Origin of the sequence: Bradyrhizobium sp. C9 (assembly GCF_002532045.1) — a bacterium.
Lineage (GTDB): Bacteria > Pseudomonadota > Alphaproteobacteria > Rhizobiales > Xanthobacteraceae > Bradyrhizobium.
Map to the genome: position 1 here is coordinate 256531 of NZ_NWTG01000011.1, position 15415 is coordinate 271945.

General features: G+C 65.9%; 11 protein-coding genes. 8 read left to right on the forward strand and 3 right to left on the reverse strand.

Features of this window, described 5'->3' with window-relative positions:
- Positions 1–45 precede the first annotated feature (45 nt).
- The 6 genes from CO675_RS22785 to CO675_RS22810 all read left to right on the forward strand — a co-directional run bounded on the left by CO675_RS22785 (position 46) and on the right by CO675_RS22810 (position 9956).
- A complete protein-coding gene (locus tag CO675_RS22785; RefSeq protein WP_097674073.1) occupies positions 46–366 on the forward strand; it encodes a hypothetical protein in 321 nt (106 codons plus the stop codon).
- Positions 367–593: 227 nt separating this feature from the next.
- On the forward strand, positions 594–1340 hold the full coding sequence (locus CO675_RS22790; protein WP_097674074.1) for an outer membrane protein: 747 nt from the start codon (positions 594–596) through the stop codon (positions 1338–1340).
- Positions 1341–1577: 237 nt separating this feature from the next.
- On the forward strand, positions 1578–3722 hold the full coding sequence (locus CO675_RS22795; RefSeq protein WP_097674075.1) for a methyl-accepting chemotaxis protein: 2145 nt from the start codon (positions 1578–1580) through the stop codon (positions 3720–3722).
- Positions 3723–3854: 132 nt separating this feature from the next.
- Positions 3855–4919, forward strand: a complete 1065-nt coding sequence (locus CO675_RS22800; protein WP_097674076.1) for an MBL fold metallo-hydrolase — start codon at positions 3855–3857, stop codon at positions 4917–4919.
- A 182-nt stretch (positions 4920–5101) separates the two neighbouring features.
- On the forward strand, positions 5102–6331 hold the full coding sequence (hemA, locus tag CO675_RS22805; RefSeq protein WP_097674077.1) for a 5-aminolevulinate synthase: 1230 nt from the start codon (positions 5102–5104) through the stop codon (positions 6329–6331).
- Between the two features lie 115 nt (positions 6332–6446).
- Positions 6447–9956 (forward strand): PAS domain-containing hybrid sensor histidine kinase/response regulator, encoded by a 3510-nt coding sequence (locus tag CO675_RS22810; protein WP_097674078.1) that lies wholly within the window; start codon positions 6447–6449, stop codon positions 9954–9956.
- A 2-nt stretch (positions 9957–9958) separates the two neighbouring features.
- On the opposite strand, the gene CO675_RS22815 is transcribed toward CO675_RS22810, so the two are convergent.
- Positions 9959–11380, reverse strand: coding sequence for an MFS transporter (locus CO675_RS22815; RefSeq protein WP_143279079.1), 1422 nt, complete (start codon positions 11378–11380; stop codon positions 9959–9961).
- A 94-nt stretch (positions 11381–11474) separates the two neighbouring features.
- Between CO675_RS22815 and CO675_RS22820 the strand changes: the two genes are divergently transcribed.
- A complete protein-coding gene (locus CO675_RS22820; RefSeq protein ID WP_097674080.1) occupies positions 11475–12110 on the forward strand; it encodes a helix-turn-helix transcriptional regulator in 636 nt (211 codons plus the stop codon).
- Position 12111: 1 nt separating this feature from the next.
- Here the strand turns inward: CO675_RS22820 and CO675_RS22825 are convergent, their stop codons facing one another.
- Positions 12112–12786, reverse strand: a complete 675-nt coding sequence (locus CO675_RS22825; protein WP_050630075.1) for a response regulator — start codon at positions 12784–12786, stop codon at positions 12112–12114.
- Positions 12787–13101: 315 nt separating this feature from the next.
- Between CO675_RS22825 and CO675_RS22830 the strand changes: the two genes are divergently transcribed.
- Positions 13102–14766, forward strand: coding sequence for an MFS transporter (locus CO675_RS22830; protein ID WP_097674081.1), 1665 nt, complete (start codon positions 13102–13104; stop codon positions 14764–14766).
- 106 nt (positions 14767–14872) lie between these two features.
- Here CO675_RS22830 and CO675_RS22835 read toward each other — a convergent pair whose 3' ends face one another.
- Entirely contained in the window at positions 14873–15346 is a 474-nt protein-coding gene (locus CO675_RS22835; protein ID WP_097674082.1) for a secondary thiamine-phosphate synthase enzyme YjbQ, read from the reverse strand.
- Positions 15347–15415 lie beyond the last annotated feature (69 nt).

Sequence of the window (15415 nt, forward strand, 5' to 3'; positions counted from 1 at the left end):
ATGTGACTCACATCACACTTCAAAATCGCGGAACGGACCCCAAGAGTGACTGGCCCAGAACTGAAGAAACTGCGCAAACATCTCGGCGAGGCGCTCGGCCGCGAGCTGACGGCGGCGGACATGGCGAAGTTGTGCGGGCTGCCGGCGGACGGCGGCGCCGAAAAACTCCGCAAATGGGAAGTCACCGGCCCACCCCCGAAGGTCGCAGGTCTGCTGCGCGTGCTGGCGATGGCGAGCGAACACTATCCGATCCTGGAGAAGTTCGACGTGTTCGATCGCCACGACGTTCCGGTCACGGATCGCGCCGCACGCCGCCAGGCGTTCCGCGAGCAGATGCGCGACGACGTGCGCAAGCGGCTCGACTAGCAGGCGGCCGGGTTGACGGAACAAGCGGGTCGCGCACGGTGCGTTAAGCCTTCCGTCATTCCCGCTTAAGCGTTCGTTAGGCACAACAAAACGTTTCACCGCAAAGGGTGCGACTTAACGCGCCAAGTCGTCATTCGGTGACAGCATTTTATTCAAATGCGGTCTAACGCATCGCCATGGATGGCGCCATTCACGCCGCGCCTCATGACTTGTCCGGAGACTGCCCTATGAAGAAGTTCCTGCTCGCAACCGCAGCCGCAGTTGTTGCCGTCGCTGCCTTTGGCGCGACCGCCCAGGCCGCCGACCTCGGCTCCCGTGGCTACTACCAGAAGGCGCCCGCGCCTGTTTACGCGGCGCCGCTCTACAACTGGACCGGCTTCTATCTCGGCGGCCATCTCGGCGGCGTGTTCTCGCAGAACAACACCTTCAACGGCCTCGCGCTGTCGGACTCCAGCGCCCGCTTCATGGGCGGCGTCCAGGGCGGCTACGACTGGCAGCTGTCGCCGATGTGGGTGATCGGCCTCGAAGGCCAGTATTCCTGGGTCGGCGGCCACCAGCTCAACGCGATCTTCCCGGGCGGTTACGTCTACAACAACAACCAGCGCGGCATCGCCTCGATCACCGGCCGCGTCGGCTACACCTGGGGCCCGGGCCTGATCTATGTGAAGGGCGGCTACGCCTATTCCGACAACAACGAAACGGTGACGCTGGGCGGCGCGCAGGTGCCCTTCGCGCTCAGCGACAACCACAGCAACGGCTGGACCATCGGCGGCGGCGCCGAATACATGTTCGCGCCGAACTGGTCGGCCAAGGTCGAGTACCAATACTACGACTTCGGCGACAGCCGCTTCACCGCACCGGGCGCGCTGGTGCCGGTCGGCACCTTCCACAATGACGAGCACACCGTGAAGGCGGGCCTCAACTACCGCTTCAACCTCGGCAATCTCGGTGGCCCCGCTTACGGCCGCTACTGAGATCACCGATCACCACAACCGAGAGTGGAAAGGCCGGCTCGCGCCGGCCTTTTTGCATCCGATCGCGCGCATCTGTTCCGCACAGCGAACCAACACCGCGATGGCGTGCGGCAGCCGCGAAAAATCCCGCAGATCGTCGCAATTTTCCCGATTTTGTTAACCCGCCGCACCGATACTCCCGCGCCGGGGAAACATCCAAGAGTAGTGGCCAAGAGTACGGCCAGGGGGCACGGGGCAATGGCGTTTCGTTTCAAGCTCGGCAAACCAAATCTCAAGCGTATCCATCTGCCGCAGATGGGCGTCAGGGGCAGCCTGTTCGCGGCGTTCGCCGTGATCGCAGGCATGGCGCTGGTGATCAGCGCAGGCGCCGGCATCGTGCTGCATCAGCTCGGCGGCACCATGAGCGATCTCTCCGGCCGCGACATTCCGCGGCTCGCCGCGAGCCTGCAGCTTTCCGCGCAGAGCGCCTCGCTCGCAGCCCAGGGGCCCGGCCTGCTCGCCGTGCAGAGCGAGGATGCGCTGAACGATCGCACCAAGAAGGTGCAGGAGGTCGCGCAGCAGACCAATGCCAAGCTCGGCGAGATCATCGAACTCGGCGCCGACAAATCCGTCGTCAGCGCGCTGCAGGAGAACGTCAAGAACACCGACGAGGCCACTAAGAGCCTGATCTCGGCGGCGCACGAGCGACTCGACGTCGGCGCGCTGCGCGACAAGCAGTACAACGCGCTGCGCAAGGCGCAGGGCGCCTTCGTCTCCGCCGCCGGTCCCGCGATGCTCGACGCGCAGACCCGGCTCAACGCCATCCTCGGCGCGGCCGATGTCTCCGCCGACGCTGCCACCGAAGCGGCCCGCACCGTCGGCCAGATCGGCAACGTGCTCGCGGCCGGCAACCTGATGGCCGCCGACATGACCGCAGCGCTGTCGGCCAATTCCAGCGAGACGCTCGATGCGATCGAGGCCGAGTTCAAGAAGGGCCGCGAGCGCGTCAAGTCCAACCTCGAGGACCTGCCGAATAATCCGGCGATCGTTGCCGTGCGCGACACCGCGCAGAAGCTGCTGGTGCTCGGCGAAGGCAAGACCGGCGTGTTCAAGATCCGCCAGAAGGAGCTCGACTCGATCGATTACGGCCAGACCATCCTGGAGGAGACCCGCAAGCTCAATGTCGGGCTCGGCATCAGCGTCCAGCAGTTGGTCGACGCCGTGCAGAAGGATACCGACGCGTCCACCTTCCAGGCGCGGCAGCAGATCTCGCTCGCGACCACAGTGATGATCGGGTTGGGCGCGCTGACCTTGGTCGGCTCGTTCCTGTTCGTCTGGCTCTATGTCGGGCGTAACATCCTGCGCCGCATCCGCGGCCTGCAGCGCTCGATGCAGCTGTTGTCCGACGGCGACCTCGACACCGAGATCCCGCAGAGCCGCCAGCGCGACGAGATCGCCGTCATGGCCGACTCGCTGCAGGTGTTCCGCGAGAGCATGATCGAGAGTCGCGAGCTCACCGAGAACCAGAACAAGGACCGCTCCGCCAAGGCCGAGCGCGCCTCGCGCATGGAGAAGCAAATCACAACGTTCGAATCGACGGTCCGCAATGCGCTCGGCAGCCTGCAGACCGCGGCGAACTCGATGCAGTCGACCGCGCAGAGCATGTCGGCGACCGCCGACCAGTCGAGCGCATTGGTCAATGCGGTCGCCTCGGCCGCCGAGGAAACCTCGGTCAACGTGCAGACGGTGTCGGCCGGCACCGAGGAGCTGTCGTCGTCGATCTCCGAGATCGGCCGCCAGGTCGTCACCTCAGCCGAGATCGCCCGCAAGGCGGTCGAGGAAGCCAGCGCCACCGACACCACCATGCAGGGCCTTGCCGACAACGCCGCGCGCATCAGCGTCGTGGTCGACCTGATCCAGACCATCGCCTCGCAGACCAATCTCCTGGCGCTCAACGCCACCATCGAGGCGGCGCGCGCCGGCGAGGCCGGCCGTGGCTTTGCCGTGGTCGCCTCCGAGGTGAAGAACCTCGCGAGCCAGACCGCCAAGGCGACCGAGGAAATCCGCCAGCAGATCGTCAGCATGCAGGAGGTGACGACGACGGCGGTCACCGCGATCCGCAACATCTCCAGCACGATCGGCGAGATCAACGACGTCACCACCGCGATCGCCGCCGCGGTCGAGGAGCAGGGCGCGGCGACCCGCGAAATCGCCCGCAACATCCAGCACGCCGCCGGCGGCACCAGCGAGGTGTCGAGCAACATCGTCGGTGTCTCGACCGCCTCGGCCGAGGCCGGCGCCGCGGCCGGCGAGGTGCTCAGCGCCTCCGACGCGCTGCGCCGCGAGGCCGACGTGCTGCGCTCCGAAATCGACGGCTTCCTGTCGAACATCCGCGCCGCTTAGCAACGCTTCTGTGCGATCCGTGGCCCGGCTTGATCCGGGCTACGGAATTCGGGTGCCATTCCGCCCCATTCTCCGGACGACCATCTGATTTTTCGGCTGGCGCGGCGGCCCGGCTCCCGCTAAGTCGGTAGCATGCATACGAAGACCGACAGCCTTCCCTCCTCGGCGGAGGCATTGCGATACCCTTGGGAGAACCATCCCGGCCACGACCAGGTCGTGGAGGTGGCCCCCGGCGTGCTGTGGGCGCGGCTGAAGCTGCCGTTCCGCCTCAACCATGTGAACATCTATCTGCTCGCCGACGGCGACGGCTGGACCATGGTCGATGCCGGCTTCGGCAATGAGGAATCGATCGCGGCCTGGACCACGCTGTTCGAGGGACCGCTGAAGCACGTCAAGGTCACAAGGCTGATCGTGACGCATTCGCATCCCGATCATGTCGGTCTCGCCGGCTGGATCACCGAGCGCTTCGACTGCCCGCTGTTCATGTCGCAGGTGGAATACCTGCAATCGGTCTATCACCAGAACCGCGGCACCGAGGAACGGCGCAACGCGCAGCGGCTGTTCTTCCGCCGCCACGGCATGGACGAGGACCTGACCGAGAAGCTGCTCGGCCGCGGCCAGGACTATTTGAAGCGCGTGTCGGTGCTGCCGCCGTCCTATCACCGCCTCACCCATGGCGACGAGGTCGTGATCGGCACGCGGCGCTTCAAGGTGATCACCGGCGGCGGACACGCGCTCGACCAGGTGATGCTGTATTGCGCGGCCGACAAGCTGTTCCTGTCCGCCGACCAGGTGCTGAGCAAGATCTCGCCCAATGTCAGCGTCTGGGCGGTCGAGCCCGAGCAGAATTCGCTCGGCGAATATCTGGCCTCGCTGGCCAGCCTGACCACCACCCTGCCCTACGACGTGATGGTGCTGCCCGGCCATGGCGTGCCGTTCTACGGGCTGAAGACCCGGATCAAGCAGCTCGCCGATCACCATGAGGAGCGCTGCCGGCTGATCGCCGAGGCCTGCCGCGAGGTGCCGCAGACCTCCAAGGAACTGGTCCCGGTGGTGTTCCACAAGCACGTGCTGGACGAGCACCAGATGGGCTTCGCCGCCGGCGAGCTGGTCGCCCATGTCAACTATATGCTGGTCGAGGGCCGCCTGACGGCCGAGATGCACGACGACGGCATGCTGCGCTTCAAGACGACCTGAGACCGGCCGGGCCGTAATGTCCCGGACAATTTGACCGAAATCAAGCCGGATAGACGGCCGCTAGGGCAATTTGCCCAACTGCAGCGCATGCCCAGATGTGGGCCAATGCATGGACATTAGAGCTGGAAAAGCTCTAAGAAGAAGCAGCTTTTCCGGTCAGGTTCCGCTTTCTGGGTTCGCCGATGAATTACAGCCAGTTTTTCCAAACCGCCCTCAACCGCCTGCATGACGAGCGGCGCTACCGGGTGTTCGCCGACCTCGAACGGATCGCGGGACGCTTCCCGCACGCGACCTGGCATTCGCCGAAAGGCAGCCGCAACGTCGTGATCTGGTGCTCAAACGACTATCTCGGCATGGGCCAGCACCCCAAGGTGGTCGGCGCCATGGTCGAGACCGCGACCCGGGTCGGCACCGGTGCCGGCGGCACCCGCAACATCGCGGGCACCCATCATCCGCTGGTGCAGCTCGAGGCCGAGCTTGCCGACCTCCACGGCAAGGAAGCCTCGCTGCTGTTCACCTCGGGCTATGTCTCGAACCAGACCGGCATCTCGACGCTCGCCAAGCTGATTCCGAACTGCCTGATCCTGTCGGATGCGCTGAACCACAATTCGATGATCGAGGGCGTGCGCCAGGCCGGCTGCGAGCGCCAGATCTTCCGCCACAACGACGTCGCGCATCTCGAAGAGCTCTTGATCGCCGCCGGCCCCGACCGGCCGAAGCTGGTCGTCTGCGAGAGCCTTTATTCGATGGACGGCGATGTCGCTCCGCTCGGCAAGATCTGCGATCTCGCCGAGAAATACGGCGCCATGACCTATGTCGACGAGGTGCATGCGGTCGGCATGTACGGCCCGCGCGGCGGCGGCATCGCCGAGCGCGACGGCGTGATGCACCGGATTGACGTGCTCGAGGGCACGCTGGCGAAAGCGTTCGGCTGCCTCGGTGGCTACATCGCCGGCCGGGCCGAGATCATCGACGCGGTGCGCTCCTATGCGCCGGGCTTCATCTTCACCACCGCGCTGCCGCCGGCGATCTGCTCGGCCGCGACGGCTGCGATCCGCCATCTGAAGACCTCGACTTGGGAGCGCGAGCGCCACCAGGACCGCGCCGCCCGCACCAAGGCGATCCTGACCGCGGCCGGCCTGCCGGTGATGTCGAGCGACACCCATATCGTGCCCCTGTTCGTCGGCGACCCCGAGAAGTGCAAGCGCGCTTCCGACCTGCTGCTCGAGGACCACGGCATCTACATCCAGCCGATCAACTATCCGACGGTCGCCAAGGGCACCGAGCGGCTGCGCATCACGCCCTCGCCCTACCATGACGACGGCCTGATCGACGCGCTGGCCGAGGCCCTGCTCCAGGTCTGGGACCGGCTCGGCCTGCCGCTGCACCAGAAGTCGCTGGCCGCCGAGTAACCCTATCCTTTGCTACCCCCGAATTTGGGCCGGCCGTGCATCGCACCGCCGGCCCTTTGCGTTATAATCCTGACGCCCAGCCCCTCCCGGCGGCCGGGACAGGAGATGAGCAGCGATGCTGCACGACTGGGGCGTTATCGCCACGGCGTTCGCCTACATCGGATTGTTGTTCTTCATTGCCAGCCGCGGCGACCGGATGTCGGCGGGCGTGCGCGGCCGTGCCAGCCAGTGGATCTATCCGCTGTCGCTCGCCATCTACTGCACCTCCTGGACCTTCTTCGGCTCGGTCGGCTTCGCCACCCGCACCAGCGTTGACTTCCTGGCGATCTATGTCGGCCCGATCGTGATGATCGGGCTGTGCACCCCGCTGCTCCGCCGCGTCATCGCGCTCGCCAAGTCGCAGAACATCACCTCGATCGCCGACTTCATCGCCGCGCGCTATGGCAAGAGCCAGGCTGTCGCGGCCACCGTGGCGCTGATCGCGATCATCGGCTCGGTGCCCTACATCGCCTTGCAGCTCAAGGCGATGGCCTCGTCGCTGGAAACCATCCTGAGCGAGGATCAGGCGTTCTCGAAAATCCCGATCATCGGCGACATCGCGCTGATGGTGACGCTGGCGATGGCGGTGTTCGCGGTGCTGTTCGGCACCCGCCACACCGACGCGACCGAGCACCAGCACGGGCTGATCCTGGCGATCGCCGCCGAGTCGATTGTCAAGCTGGTCGCCTTCATCGCCGCCGGCGCCTTCGTCACCTTCTGGATGTTCTCCCCGGTCGAGCTCTATGAGCGCGCCCTGAAGACGCCGGAGGCGGTCCGCGCGATCGAATATGTCCCATCGATCGGCAACTTCCTGATCATGACACTGCTGTCGTTCTGCGCGGTCATGCTGCTGCCGCGCCAGTTCCATGTCAGCGTGGTCGAGAATTCGACGTCCGCCGAAGTCACCCGGGCGCGCTGGCTGTTCCCGCTCTATCTCATCGTCATCAATATCTTCGTGATTCCGATCGCGATCGCGGGCCTCGTCATCTTCCCGTTCGGCGCTGTCGATGCCGACATGTTCGTGCTGGCGCTGCCGATCGAGGGCAATTCGCAGCTGCTCAGCCTCGCCGTGTTCGTCGGCGGGCTGTCGGCGGCAACCGCAATGGTGATCGTCGAATGCGTCGCCCTGTCGATCATGGTCTCCAACGACATCGTGCTGCCGCTGGTGCTGCCGCGCAGCGACGACGCCCGCGCCGGCCAGAAGGACTTTGGCGACTTCCTGCTGAAGGCGCGCCGCTTCTCGATCTTCGCCATCATGGTGATGGCGTATTTCTACTATCGCGCGCTCGGCAACACCCAGCTGGTCGCGATCGGCTTGCTGTCCTTTGCCGCGATCACCCAGCTCGCGCCGGCGTTCTTCGGCGGGCTGTTCTGGCGCCGTGCCACCGCCCGCGGCGCCATGGCGGGCATGCTGGTCGGCTTCGCGACGTGGCTCTACACGCTGTTCATCCCGAGCTTCCTGGAAAACTCGACCACCGGCCTGATGCTGCTGCAGCATGGGCCGTTCGGGATCGAGGCGCTGCGGCCGCAGGCGCTGTTCGGCGCCGATTTGCCGCCGCTGCTGCACGGCGTGCTGTGGAGCCTTGCGCTCAACATCCTCACTTACGTCTTGTTCTCCCTGGCGCGCGCGCCGTCCTCGATCGAGCTGTTGCAGGCCGACGTGTTCGTGCCCAACGCGCTCGCCCCGATCGCGCCGAGCTTCCGGCGCTGGCGCACCACGGTGACGGTGCAGGACATCGAGAGCACGGTGACGCAATATCTCGGCCCCGACCGCACCCGCGCGGCGTTCGCCGCGTTCGCCGTCGACCGCAACATCGTGCTGCTGGCATCGGCGCCGGCCGATTTCGAGCTGCTGCAGCACGCCGAGCGGCTGATCGCCTCCTCGATCGGGGCGGCGTCCTCGCGCCTCGTGATGTCGCTGCTGCTGCAGCGGCGGACGGTGTCGGCCAAGGCCGCGCTGAAGCTGCTCGACGACTCGCACGCCGCGCTGCACTTCAACCGCGAGATATTGCAGACCGCGCTCAATCACGTGCGCCAGGGCATCGCGGTGTTCGACGCCGATCTGCAGCTGATCTGCTCCAACCGCCAGTTCTCCGAATTGCTCGCGCTGCCGCCGCATCTGGTGCAGCTCGGCATCCCCTTGCCCGAGATCCTCGAATTCATGGGCGCGATCAGTCCGCCGCCGGCCGGTGACAGCGACAACCTGCTGCAACTGCGGCTGCGCGCCTACACCACCGAGGGCGAGCCTTATCTGGAACGCTTCACCGACCGCCATCTGGTGATCGAGGTCCGCGCCAACCGCATGCCGGGTGGCGGCCTCGTCATCACGTTCTCCGACGTCACACCGAGCTTCGAAGCCGCGGAGGCGCTGGAGCGCGCCAATGCCACGTTGGAAAAGCGCGTCCGCGACCGCACCGAGGAGCTGACGCGGCTGAACTCGGAGCTCGCGCTCGCCAAGGGCATCGCGGAGGATGCCAACGCCTCGAAAACGCGCTTCCTGGCCGCGGCCAGCCACGACATCCTGCAACCGCTCAATGCGGCGCGGCTCTACGTCACGAGCCTCGTCGAGCGCCAGAACGGCGGCGAGGATTCGCGCCTGGTCGAGAACATCGACGACTCGCTCGAGGCGATCGAGGACATCCTGGGCGCGCTGCTCGATATCTCCAGGCTCGATGCCGGCGCCATGACACCGGCAATCACAAGCTTCCGGATGGCCGATCTGATGCGCTCGCTGGAGATCGAGTTCATGCCGATCGCCCGCGACAAGGGCCTCGATCTGCGCTTCATCGCCTGCTCGCTGCCGGTCGAATCCGACCGCTCGCTGCTGCGCCGGCTGTTGCAGAACTTCATCTCCAACGCGATCAAATATACCCCGCGCGGCCGCGTGCTGATCGGCTGCCGCCGCCGCGGCGACACGCTCCAGATCAGCATCTTCGATACCGGCGTCGGCATTCCCGTGCAGAAGCGCGGCGAGATCTTCAAGGAATTCCATCGCCTCGAGCAGGGCGCGCGGATCGCCCGCGGCCTCGGCCTTGGACTATCGATCGTCGAGCGGCTGGCGCGCGTGCTCAACCACCGCATCGCGATTTCGGCCAATGTGAGCGGCGGCTCGGCGTTCTCGGTCACCGTGCCGGTCGCGACCGCCGTCAACCATACCGCGGCCGTCACCACCGCCACGCCGCTGTCGAAGACGCCGATGAGCGGCTCGCTGATCGTCTGCATCGAGAACGATCCCGCGATTCTCGACGGCATGAAGACGCTGCTGACGGCATGGGACGCCGAGGTGATTGCGGTGCTCGATGCCGACGGCGCGATCAGCGCGATCGAGGCGGCCGGCGGCCGCGTCACCGGCGTGCTGGTCGACTATCATCTCGACCGCGGCAACGGCGTCGCCGCGATCCGCGAGATCCGCCGCCGCTTCGGCGACGGCATTCCGGCGATCCTGATCACCGCCGACCGCAGCCCCGCAGTGCGTTTGGCCGCGCGCGAGGAAAACATCGCGGTGCTGAACAAGCCGGTCAAACCGGCCTCGCTGCGTGCCCTGCTCGGACAATGGCGCACCCAGCAGATGGTGGCGGCGGAGTAGCCTTACGACGGGCCGCCCCGGGGCCTGCGCAGCGCCCGGAGGCGGAGCCCGGCCGCAACGGCGAGCATGGCCGGCACCACGAAGCTCGCCGGCACCCAGAAGGCGGCGCGCGCCATCGTCGCGTCGGCGATCGCAGCCGACAGGCCGCTGGCATTCGCGATCAGGCCTGCGATCGCTGCACCGAACGCAAAGCCCATCTGCTGGATGGTCGGCACCGACGAGGCCGCGACCACTTCGTCGCCCGCCTTGGCGCTGTCCATGATGCGATGTGCGACGAGCGGCCAGCACTGGCCGATACCGGCTCCCAGCATCGCGATAGCTATGACAATCGGAATGATGGACGCCGTGTCGTCCGAACCGAGCAGCCCGATCGCGGTGAGACTCAATGCCATGATCGCAGGACCGATCAGCATCAGGCGGTCCGCCTGGCGGGCCGATACGCCGGCCATCAGCAGCGAGGCGGCGCTCCAGCCAAGGGATGCGCAGGCGACGGTGAAGCCGGCCGAGAGCGGATCGAAGCCATGCAGCTGCTGCAGGAACATCGGCACGTAGATCTGCAGCGGACTGAAAGTGATGCAGAGCAGCAGCGCGAGCCACAAACCGACGCCGGTGCCGGTGCGCCAGGAGAACGCGTCGCTGGGCAGCAGCCGGGGTGACGCCAGGCGATCGAGCCGGAGCATCGCGGCAAACGAGACGATCGCCGTGAGGATCAGACCAAGCTTCAGCAAGGACGATCCGGCGGCGGAGGTGGCCGACGTCGCGGCGATCGCAAGGCAGATCAGCGCGACACGGCCGAGCGGCACGCGCGACGACGATGAGGGCCGCGCCGCCTTGACCGGCGACAGCACGAAGAATGCAGCGATCGCCAGCACGACGGCCGTTGCGGCGCTGGCGACGAAGGCGCCGCGCCAGCTCGCGAAATGTGCGAACATCCCGCCGACCAGCGGGCCGATCAGCACCGACATGCTCCAGCTCGTCGACATCAGCGCGATGGTCCGCGACCACATGTGCTCGGGAAACGTGCCGCGCACCAGCACATAGGCGACGGCAGCCTCGAGGCCGCCGCCGAATCCCTGGATCAGCCGGCCGGCCACGATCCAGCCCATCGCGGGGGCGAGCGAACACAGCACCGCGCCGACGCCGAAGATCGCAACGCCCACGCAGTAGACCTGCCGGGCGCCGAGCGCGGTGGAGAGCACACCGACGCAGCTCGCCGCGACGATGGAAGACGCCAGATAGGCGGTGGTCGGCCAGCTCAGCATGGCGACGCCGCCGAGTTCGCCGACGATCGACGGCAGCACCGTCGTCAGCATCAGCACGTTCATGGACTGCAACAGCACACCGCCGAGCAGGATGGCCAGTGTCGGGATCCATTCGCGCTTGAGGAGCGATCGCCACCCCTCGCGGATTTCTCGTCGCTCCATGTCGGAGTTCTCCTTCCGGATTGGCGCCAAGGCAGTTGCACGCGGCGGCGATTTCCGGTTATTTTAGATAGTATCTTGTTTCTAAAATAGGCCGATGAGTCAAGACGACACGCGCAGCCAGGATCGCATCCTGTTCGAACTGAAGACGCGCGGCCCGCAGACCGCCGCCGGCCTCGGCGCGCGCCTCGACATGACGCCTCCCGGCGCGCGCCAGCACCTGCTCAAGCTCGAAGCAGCTCGCCTCGTCGAAAGCGGCGATGAACGCGAGGGCCGCGGGCGGCCGCGCAAGTATTGGCGCCTGACGGCGCGCGGCCACGCTCGCTTCCCCGACCGCCATTCCGACCTCACGCTGGATCTGCTGCGGTCGATGCACGAGGTGTTCGGCGAGCACGGCCTGGAAACACTGATCGCGCATCGCGAACGCGCCGGCATTGCCGACTACCGGGAGGCAGTCGGAACCGAGGGCTCACTCCGACAGCGGCTCACGGCACTCGCCCGGATCCGGAGCCGGGAAGGCTACATGGCAAGCGTGGTCAAGGACGCCGGCGGCTTCCTGCTGATCGAGAACCACTGCCCGATCTGTGCGGCGGCGGCAGCCTGTCAGGGCCTGTGCCGCTCCGAACTTGCGGTGTTTCGCGCCGTGCTGGGCAGCGACGTCGTGGTCGAGCGCGTCGATCACATCCTGGCGGGTGCGCGGCGCTGCGCGTACCGGGTGATGCCGGCCGCGTAACTCAGCTCGACGGCGTGCCCTGGCGCCACTGGCCACCGGCGATCTTCGCAGCGGCGATCACGGCCTGGGTCCGGCTTTCGACGCCGAGCTTCTGCAGGATGGCCGAGACATGGGCTTTGATGGTCGCTTCCGAGACGCCGAGCTCGTAGGCGATCTGCTTGTTGAGAAGCCCCTCGGACAGCATCATCAGCACCCGCACCTGCTGCGGGGTCAGCGTCACCAGACGGTCGCGCAGCCGCGTCATGTCGGGATCGCCGGCCGCCGACAGATCAGTGTCCGGCGGAACCCAGACGTCGCCCTCCATCACCTTCATGATGGCGTCACGCAGCGTCTCGACGCCGAAGCGCTTGGGGATGAAACCCGAGGCGCCGAAATCGAGCGAGCGGCGGATGGTTCCGGCATCGTCGCTGGCGGAAACAATGACCACCGGAATCGCCGGATATTGCGCCCGCAGATAGATCAGGCCGGAGAAGCCGCTGATCCCCGGCATGCTCAGGTCGAGCAGGATCAGGTCGACCTCGGAGTCCCGCTCCAACAGTGCGGTCAGGTCCTCGAACGATCCGGCCTCGCTGATGGTGGCCGAACTCACGACGCTGGACACCGCCTGACGCAACGCATCGCGGAACAGCGGATGGTCGTCGGCGATGACAAGATGAGTATTGGCAGCAGCAGTCATCTCAGTCCCACAAGCGGGCTTTGGGAAGCCCGCACCGTTCGGTTGTCGCCCGCGCGGCAGTATCACGCAAGCCCTTGATAATACCAGATGCCAACTCAGTTAACCCGCCGAGCTTGTGCGCCGCAACAGACGCACGCGGGGGCGTTCCATCCAGCTCACACCTGCAAAGATAAGTTCAAGCGTGCAAAAGCCAAAAGTCTTATTGGGACGACTTTCACTGCGATGTTACCCTCGACTTAAGCCTAAGGCCCATTCGGGCCTAACCCGCCAGCCGGGGGCGAGCATGGCAGCAATAATTCGGGGGGAGCAATCCAGATGTCCACTATGACTGCAACTTCGGCGCGGCCCGCCGGCATGACGAAGGATGAGCGTTTCGTCATCCTCGCGTCGTCGCTCGGCACCGTGTTCGAGTGGTACGACTTCTATCTCTACGGTTCACTGGCCGGCATCATCGGCGCGCAGTTCTTCTCCGACTATCCGCCGGCGACGCGCGACATCTTCGCGTTGCTGGCCTTTGCCGCGGGCTTCTTGGTGCGCCCGTTCGGCGCCATCGTGTTCGGCCGGGTCGGCGACATCGTCGGTCGCAAATACACCTTCCTCGTCACCATCCTGATCATGGGCCTGTCGACCTTCATTGTCGGCCTGTTGCCCAGCGCCAAGACCATCGGCATCGCGGCGCCGATCATCCTGATCTCGCTGCGCCTGTTGCAGGGCCTCGCACTCGGCGGTGAGTATGGCGGTGCGGCGACCTACGTTGCTGAGCACGCGCCGCAGGGCAAGCGCGGCTACTACACCTCGTTCATCCAGACCACGGCAACGCTCGGACTGTTCCTGTCGCTGCTGGTGATCCTGTTCACCCGAACCTTTACCGGCGAGAAGGACTTCGCCGATTGGGGCTGGCGCATTCCGTTCCTGGTGTCGGTGTTGCTGCTCGGCATCTCGGTCTGGATCCGTCTTCGGCTCAACGAATCGCCGGTGTTCCAGCGGATGAAGGAGGAAGGCAAGACCTCCAAGGCGCCGCTGACCGAAGCCTTCGCGACCTGGAGCAACGCCAAGATCGTGATCCTCGCCCTGCTCGGCCTGACCATGGGCCAAGCGGTGATCTGGTACACGGGCCAGTTCTACGCGCTGTTCTTCCTGCAATCGATCCTGAAGGTCGACGGTTACACCGCCAACCTCCTGATCGCCTGGTCGCTGCTGCTCGGCACCGGCTTCTTCCTGGTGTTCGGCGCACTGTCAGACAAGATCGGCCGCAAGCCGATCATCCTGGCAGGCTGCCTGCTCGGCGCACTCACCTTGTTCCCGATTTTCAAGATGATCACGACCAACGCCAATCCGGCGCTGGAGAAGGCCTATGAGACGGTCAAGGTGCAGGTCGTGGCGGATCCCGCGGGCTGCGGCGATCTATTCAACCCGGTCGGCACCCGCGTCTTCACGGCGCCTTGCGACACCGCCCGCGCTTTCCTCGCCCAGTCGTCGGTGAAGTACGCCACCGTGCAGGGCCCGGCCGGCTCACCGGTGAAGGTCACCGTCAACGACAAGGACGTGCCGTACACGGACGCCAAGACGTCGAACCCCGCCATCACAGCGGCGGTGCAGGCGGCAGGCTATCCGAAGCCGGGTGACGCCGGCATCGTGAAGATGTCGAACCCGTTCGACGTCTTCCGTCCGCAGGTGGCTGCGACCATCGGGTTGCTGTTCATCCTGGTGCTCTACGTCACCATGGTCTACGGCCCGATCGCCGCGATGCTGGTCGAACTGTTCCCGACCCGCATTCGCTACACCTCGATGTCGCTGCCCTATCACATCGGCAACGGCTGGTTCGGCGGCCTGCTCCCGGCGACCGCGTTCGCAATCACCGCCTCGACCGGCGATATCTACTCCGGTCTCTGGTATCCGATCATCTTCGCGGCCATCACCGTCGTGGTCGGCGCGCTGTTCATTCCGGAAACCAAGGACGTCGATATCACCAAGACCTGACGGTCGACACCGCGATCAAATGCATCGGCCGCGGAGCGATCCGCGGCCGATGTCGTTTTGGAAGCCAGAGCCTGGAGGCCAGGCCTTGGAAGCGAGGCGCACCCCGTCAGCGCGTGGCGCCGATGAATTGCAGCACGATCTCGCGCCGGTGCGGCCTGGCGCGATGCTCGATCAGATAGATGCCCTGCCAGGTGCCGAGCGCCATCTCGCCGTCGAGCACCGGGACCTGCAGCGAGGTCGCCGTCAGCATGGTCTTGATATGCGCCGGCATGTCATCGGGGCCTTCGGTGTCGTGACGCCAGCCGCCATCCTCGGGCGCTGTGCGATCGAGCGCCGTCATCAGATCGACCAGCACGGTCGGATCGGCATTCTCCTGGATCGTCAGCGAGGCCGAGGTGTGACGGATGAACAGCGTCACCATGCCCTCGCCGGCGCGCACCTCGCGCAAAAATTTTGCGACCTCGCGCGTGATGTCGGTGAAGCCGGCGCCGAACGTTTCGACCGTCAGGCGCGACGAGGCAATGCTGGTCGCCGCGACCGAGGTTGGCGTCGAACGCGACATTTGCTTCGATGAACTCATCTGCAGTCTCTCAACTCGTCGTCCCGGCGAAGGCCGGGACCCATATGTGGACGGCCCCCGTGGCACAAG

Excerpts from the sequence above, each read along its gene's own strand:
- CO675_RS22790 (WP_097674074.1), top strand. The coding sequence starts at position 594 with ATGAAGAAGTTCCTGCTCGCAACCGCAGCCGCAGTTGTTGCCGTCGCT.
- CO675_RS22795 (WP_097674075.1), top strand. The coding sequence starts at position 1,578 with ATGGCGTTTCGTTTCAAGCTCGGCAAACCAAATCTCAAGCGTATCCAT.
- CO675_RS22800 (WP_097674076.1), top strand. The coding sequence starts at position 3,855 with ATGCATACGAAGACCGACAGCCTTCCCTCCTCGGCGGAGGCATTGCGA.
- hemA (WP_097674077.1), top strand. The coding sequence starts at position 5,102 with ATGAATTACAGCCAGTTTTTCCAAACCGCCCTCAACCGCCTGCATGAC.
- CO675_RS22810 (WP_097674078.1), top strand. The coding sequence starts at position 6,447 with ATGCTGCACGACTGGGGCGTTATCGCCACGGCGTTCGCCTACATCGGA.
- CO675_RS22815 (WP_143279079.1), bottom strand. The coding sequence starts at position 11,380 with ATGGAGCGACGAGAAATCCGCGAGGGGTGGCGATCGCTCCTCAAGCGC.
- CO675_RS22820 (WP_097674080.1), top strand. The coding sequence starts at position 11,475 with ATGAGTCAAGACGACACGCGCAGCCAGGATCGCATCCTGTTCGAACTG.
- CO675_RS22825 (WP_050630075.1), bottom strand. The coding sequence starts at position 12,786 with ATGACTGCTGCTGCCAATACTCATCTTGTCATCGCCGACGACCATCCG.
- CO675_RS22830 (WP_097674081.1), top strand. The coding sequence starts at position 13,102 with ATGTCCACTATGACTGCAACTTCGGCGCGGCCCGCCGGCATGACGAAG.
- CO675_RS22835 (WP_097674082.1), bottom strand. The coding sequence starts at position 15,346 with ATGAGTTCATCGAAGCAAATGTCGCGTTCGACGCCAACCTCGGTCGCG.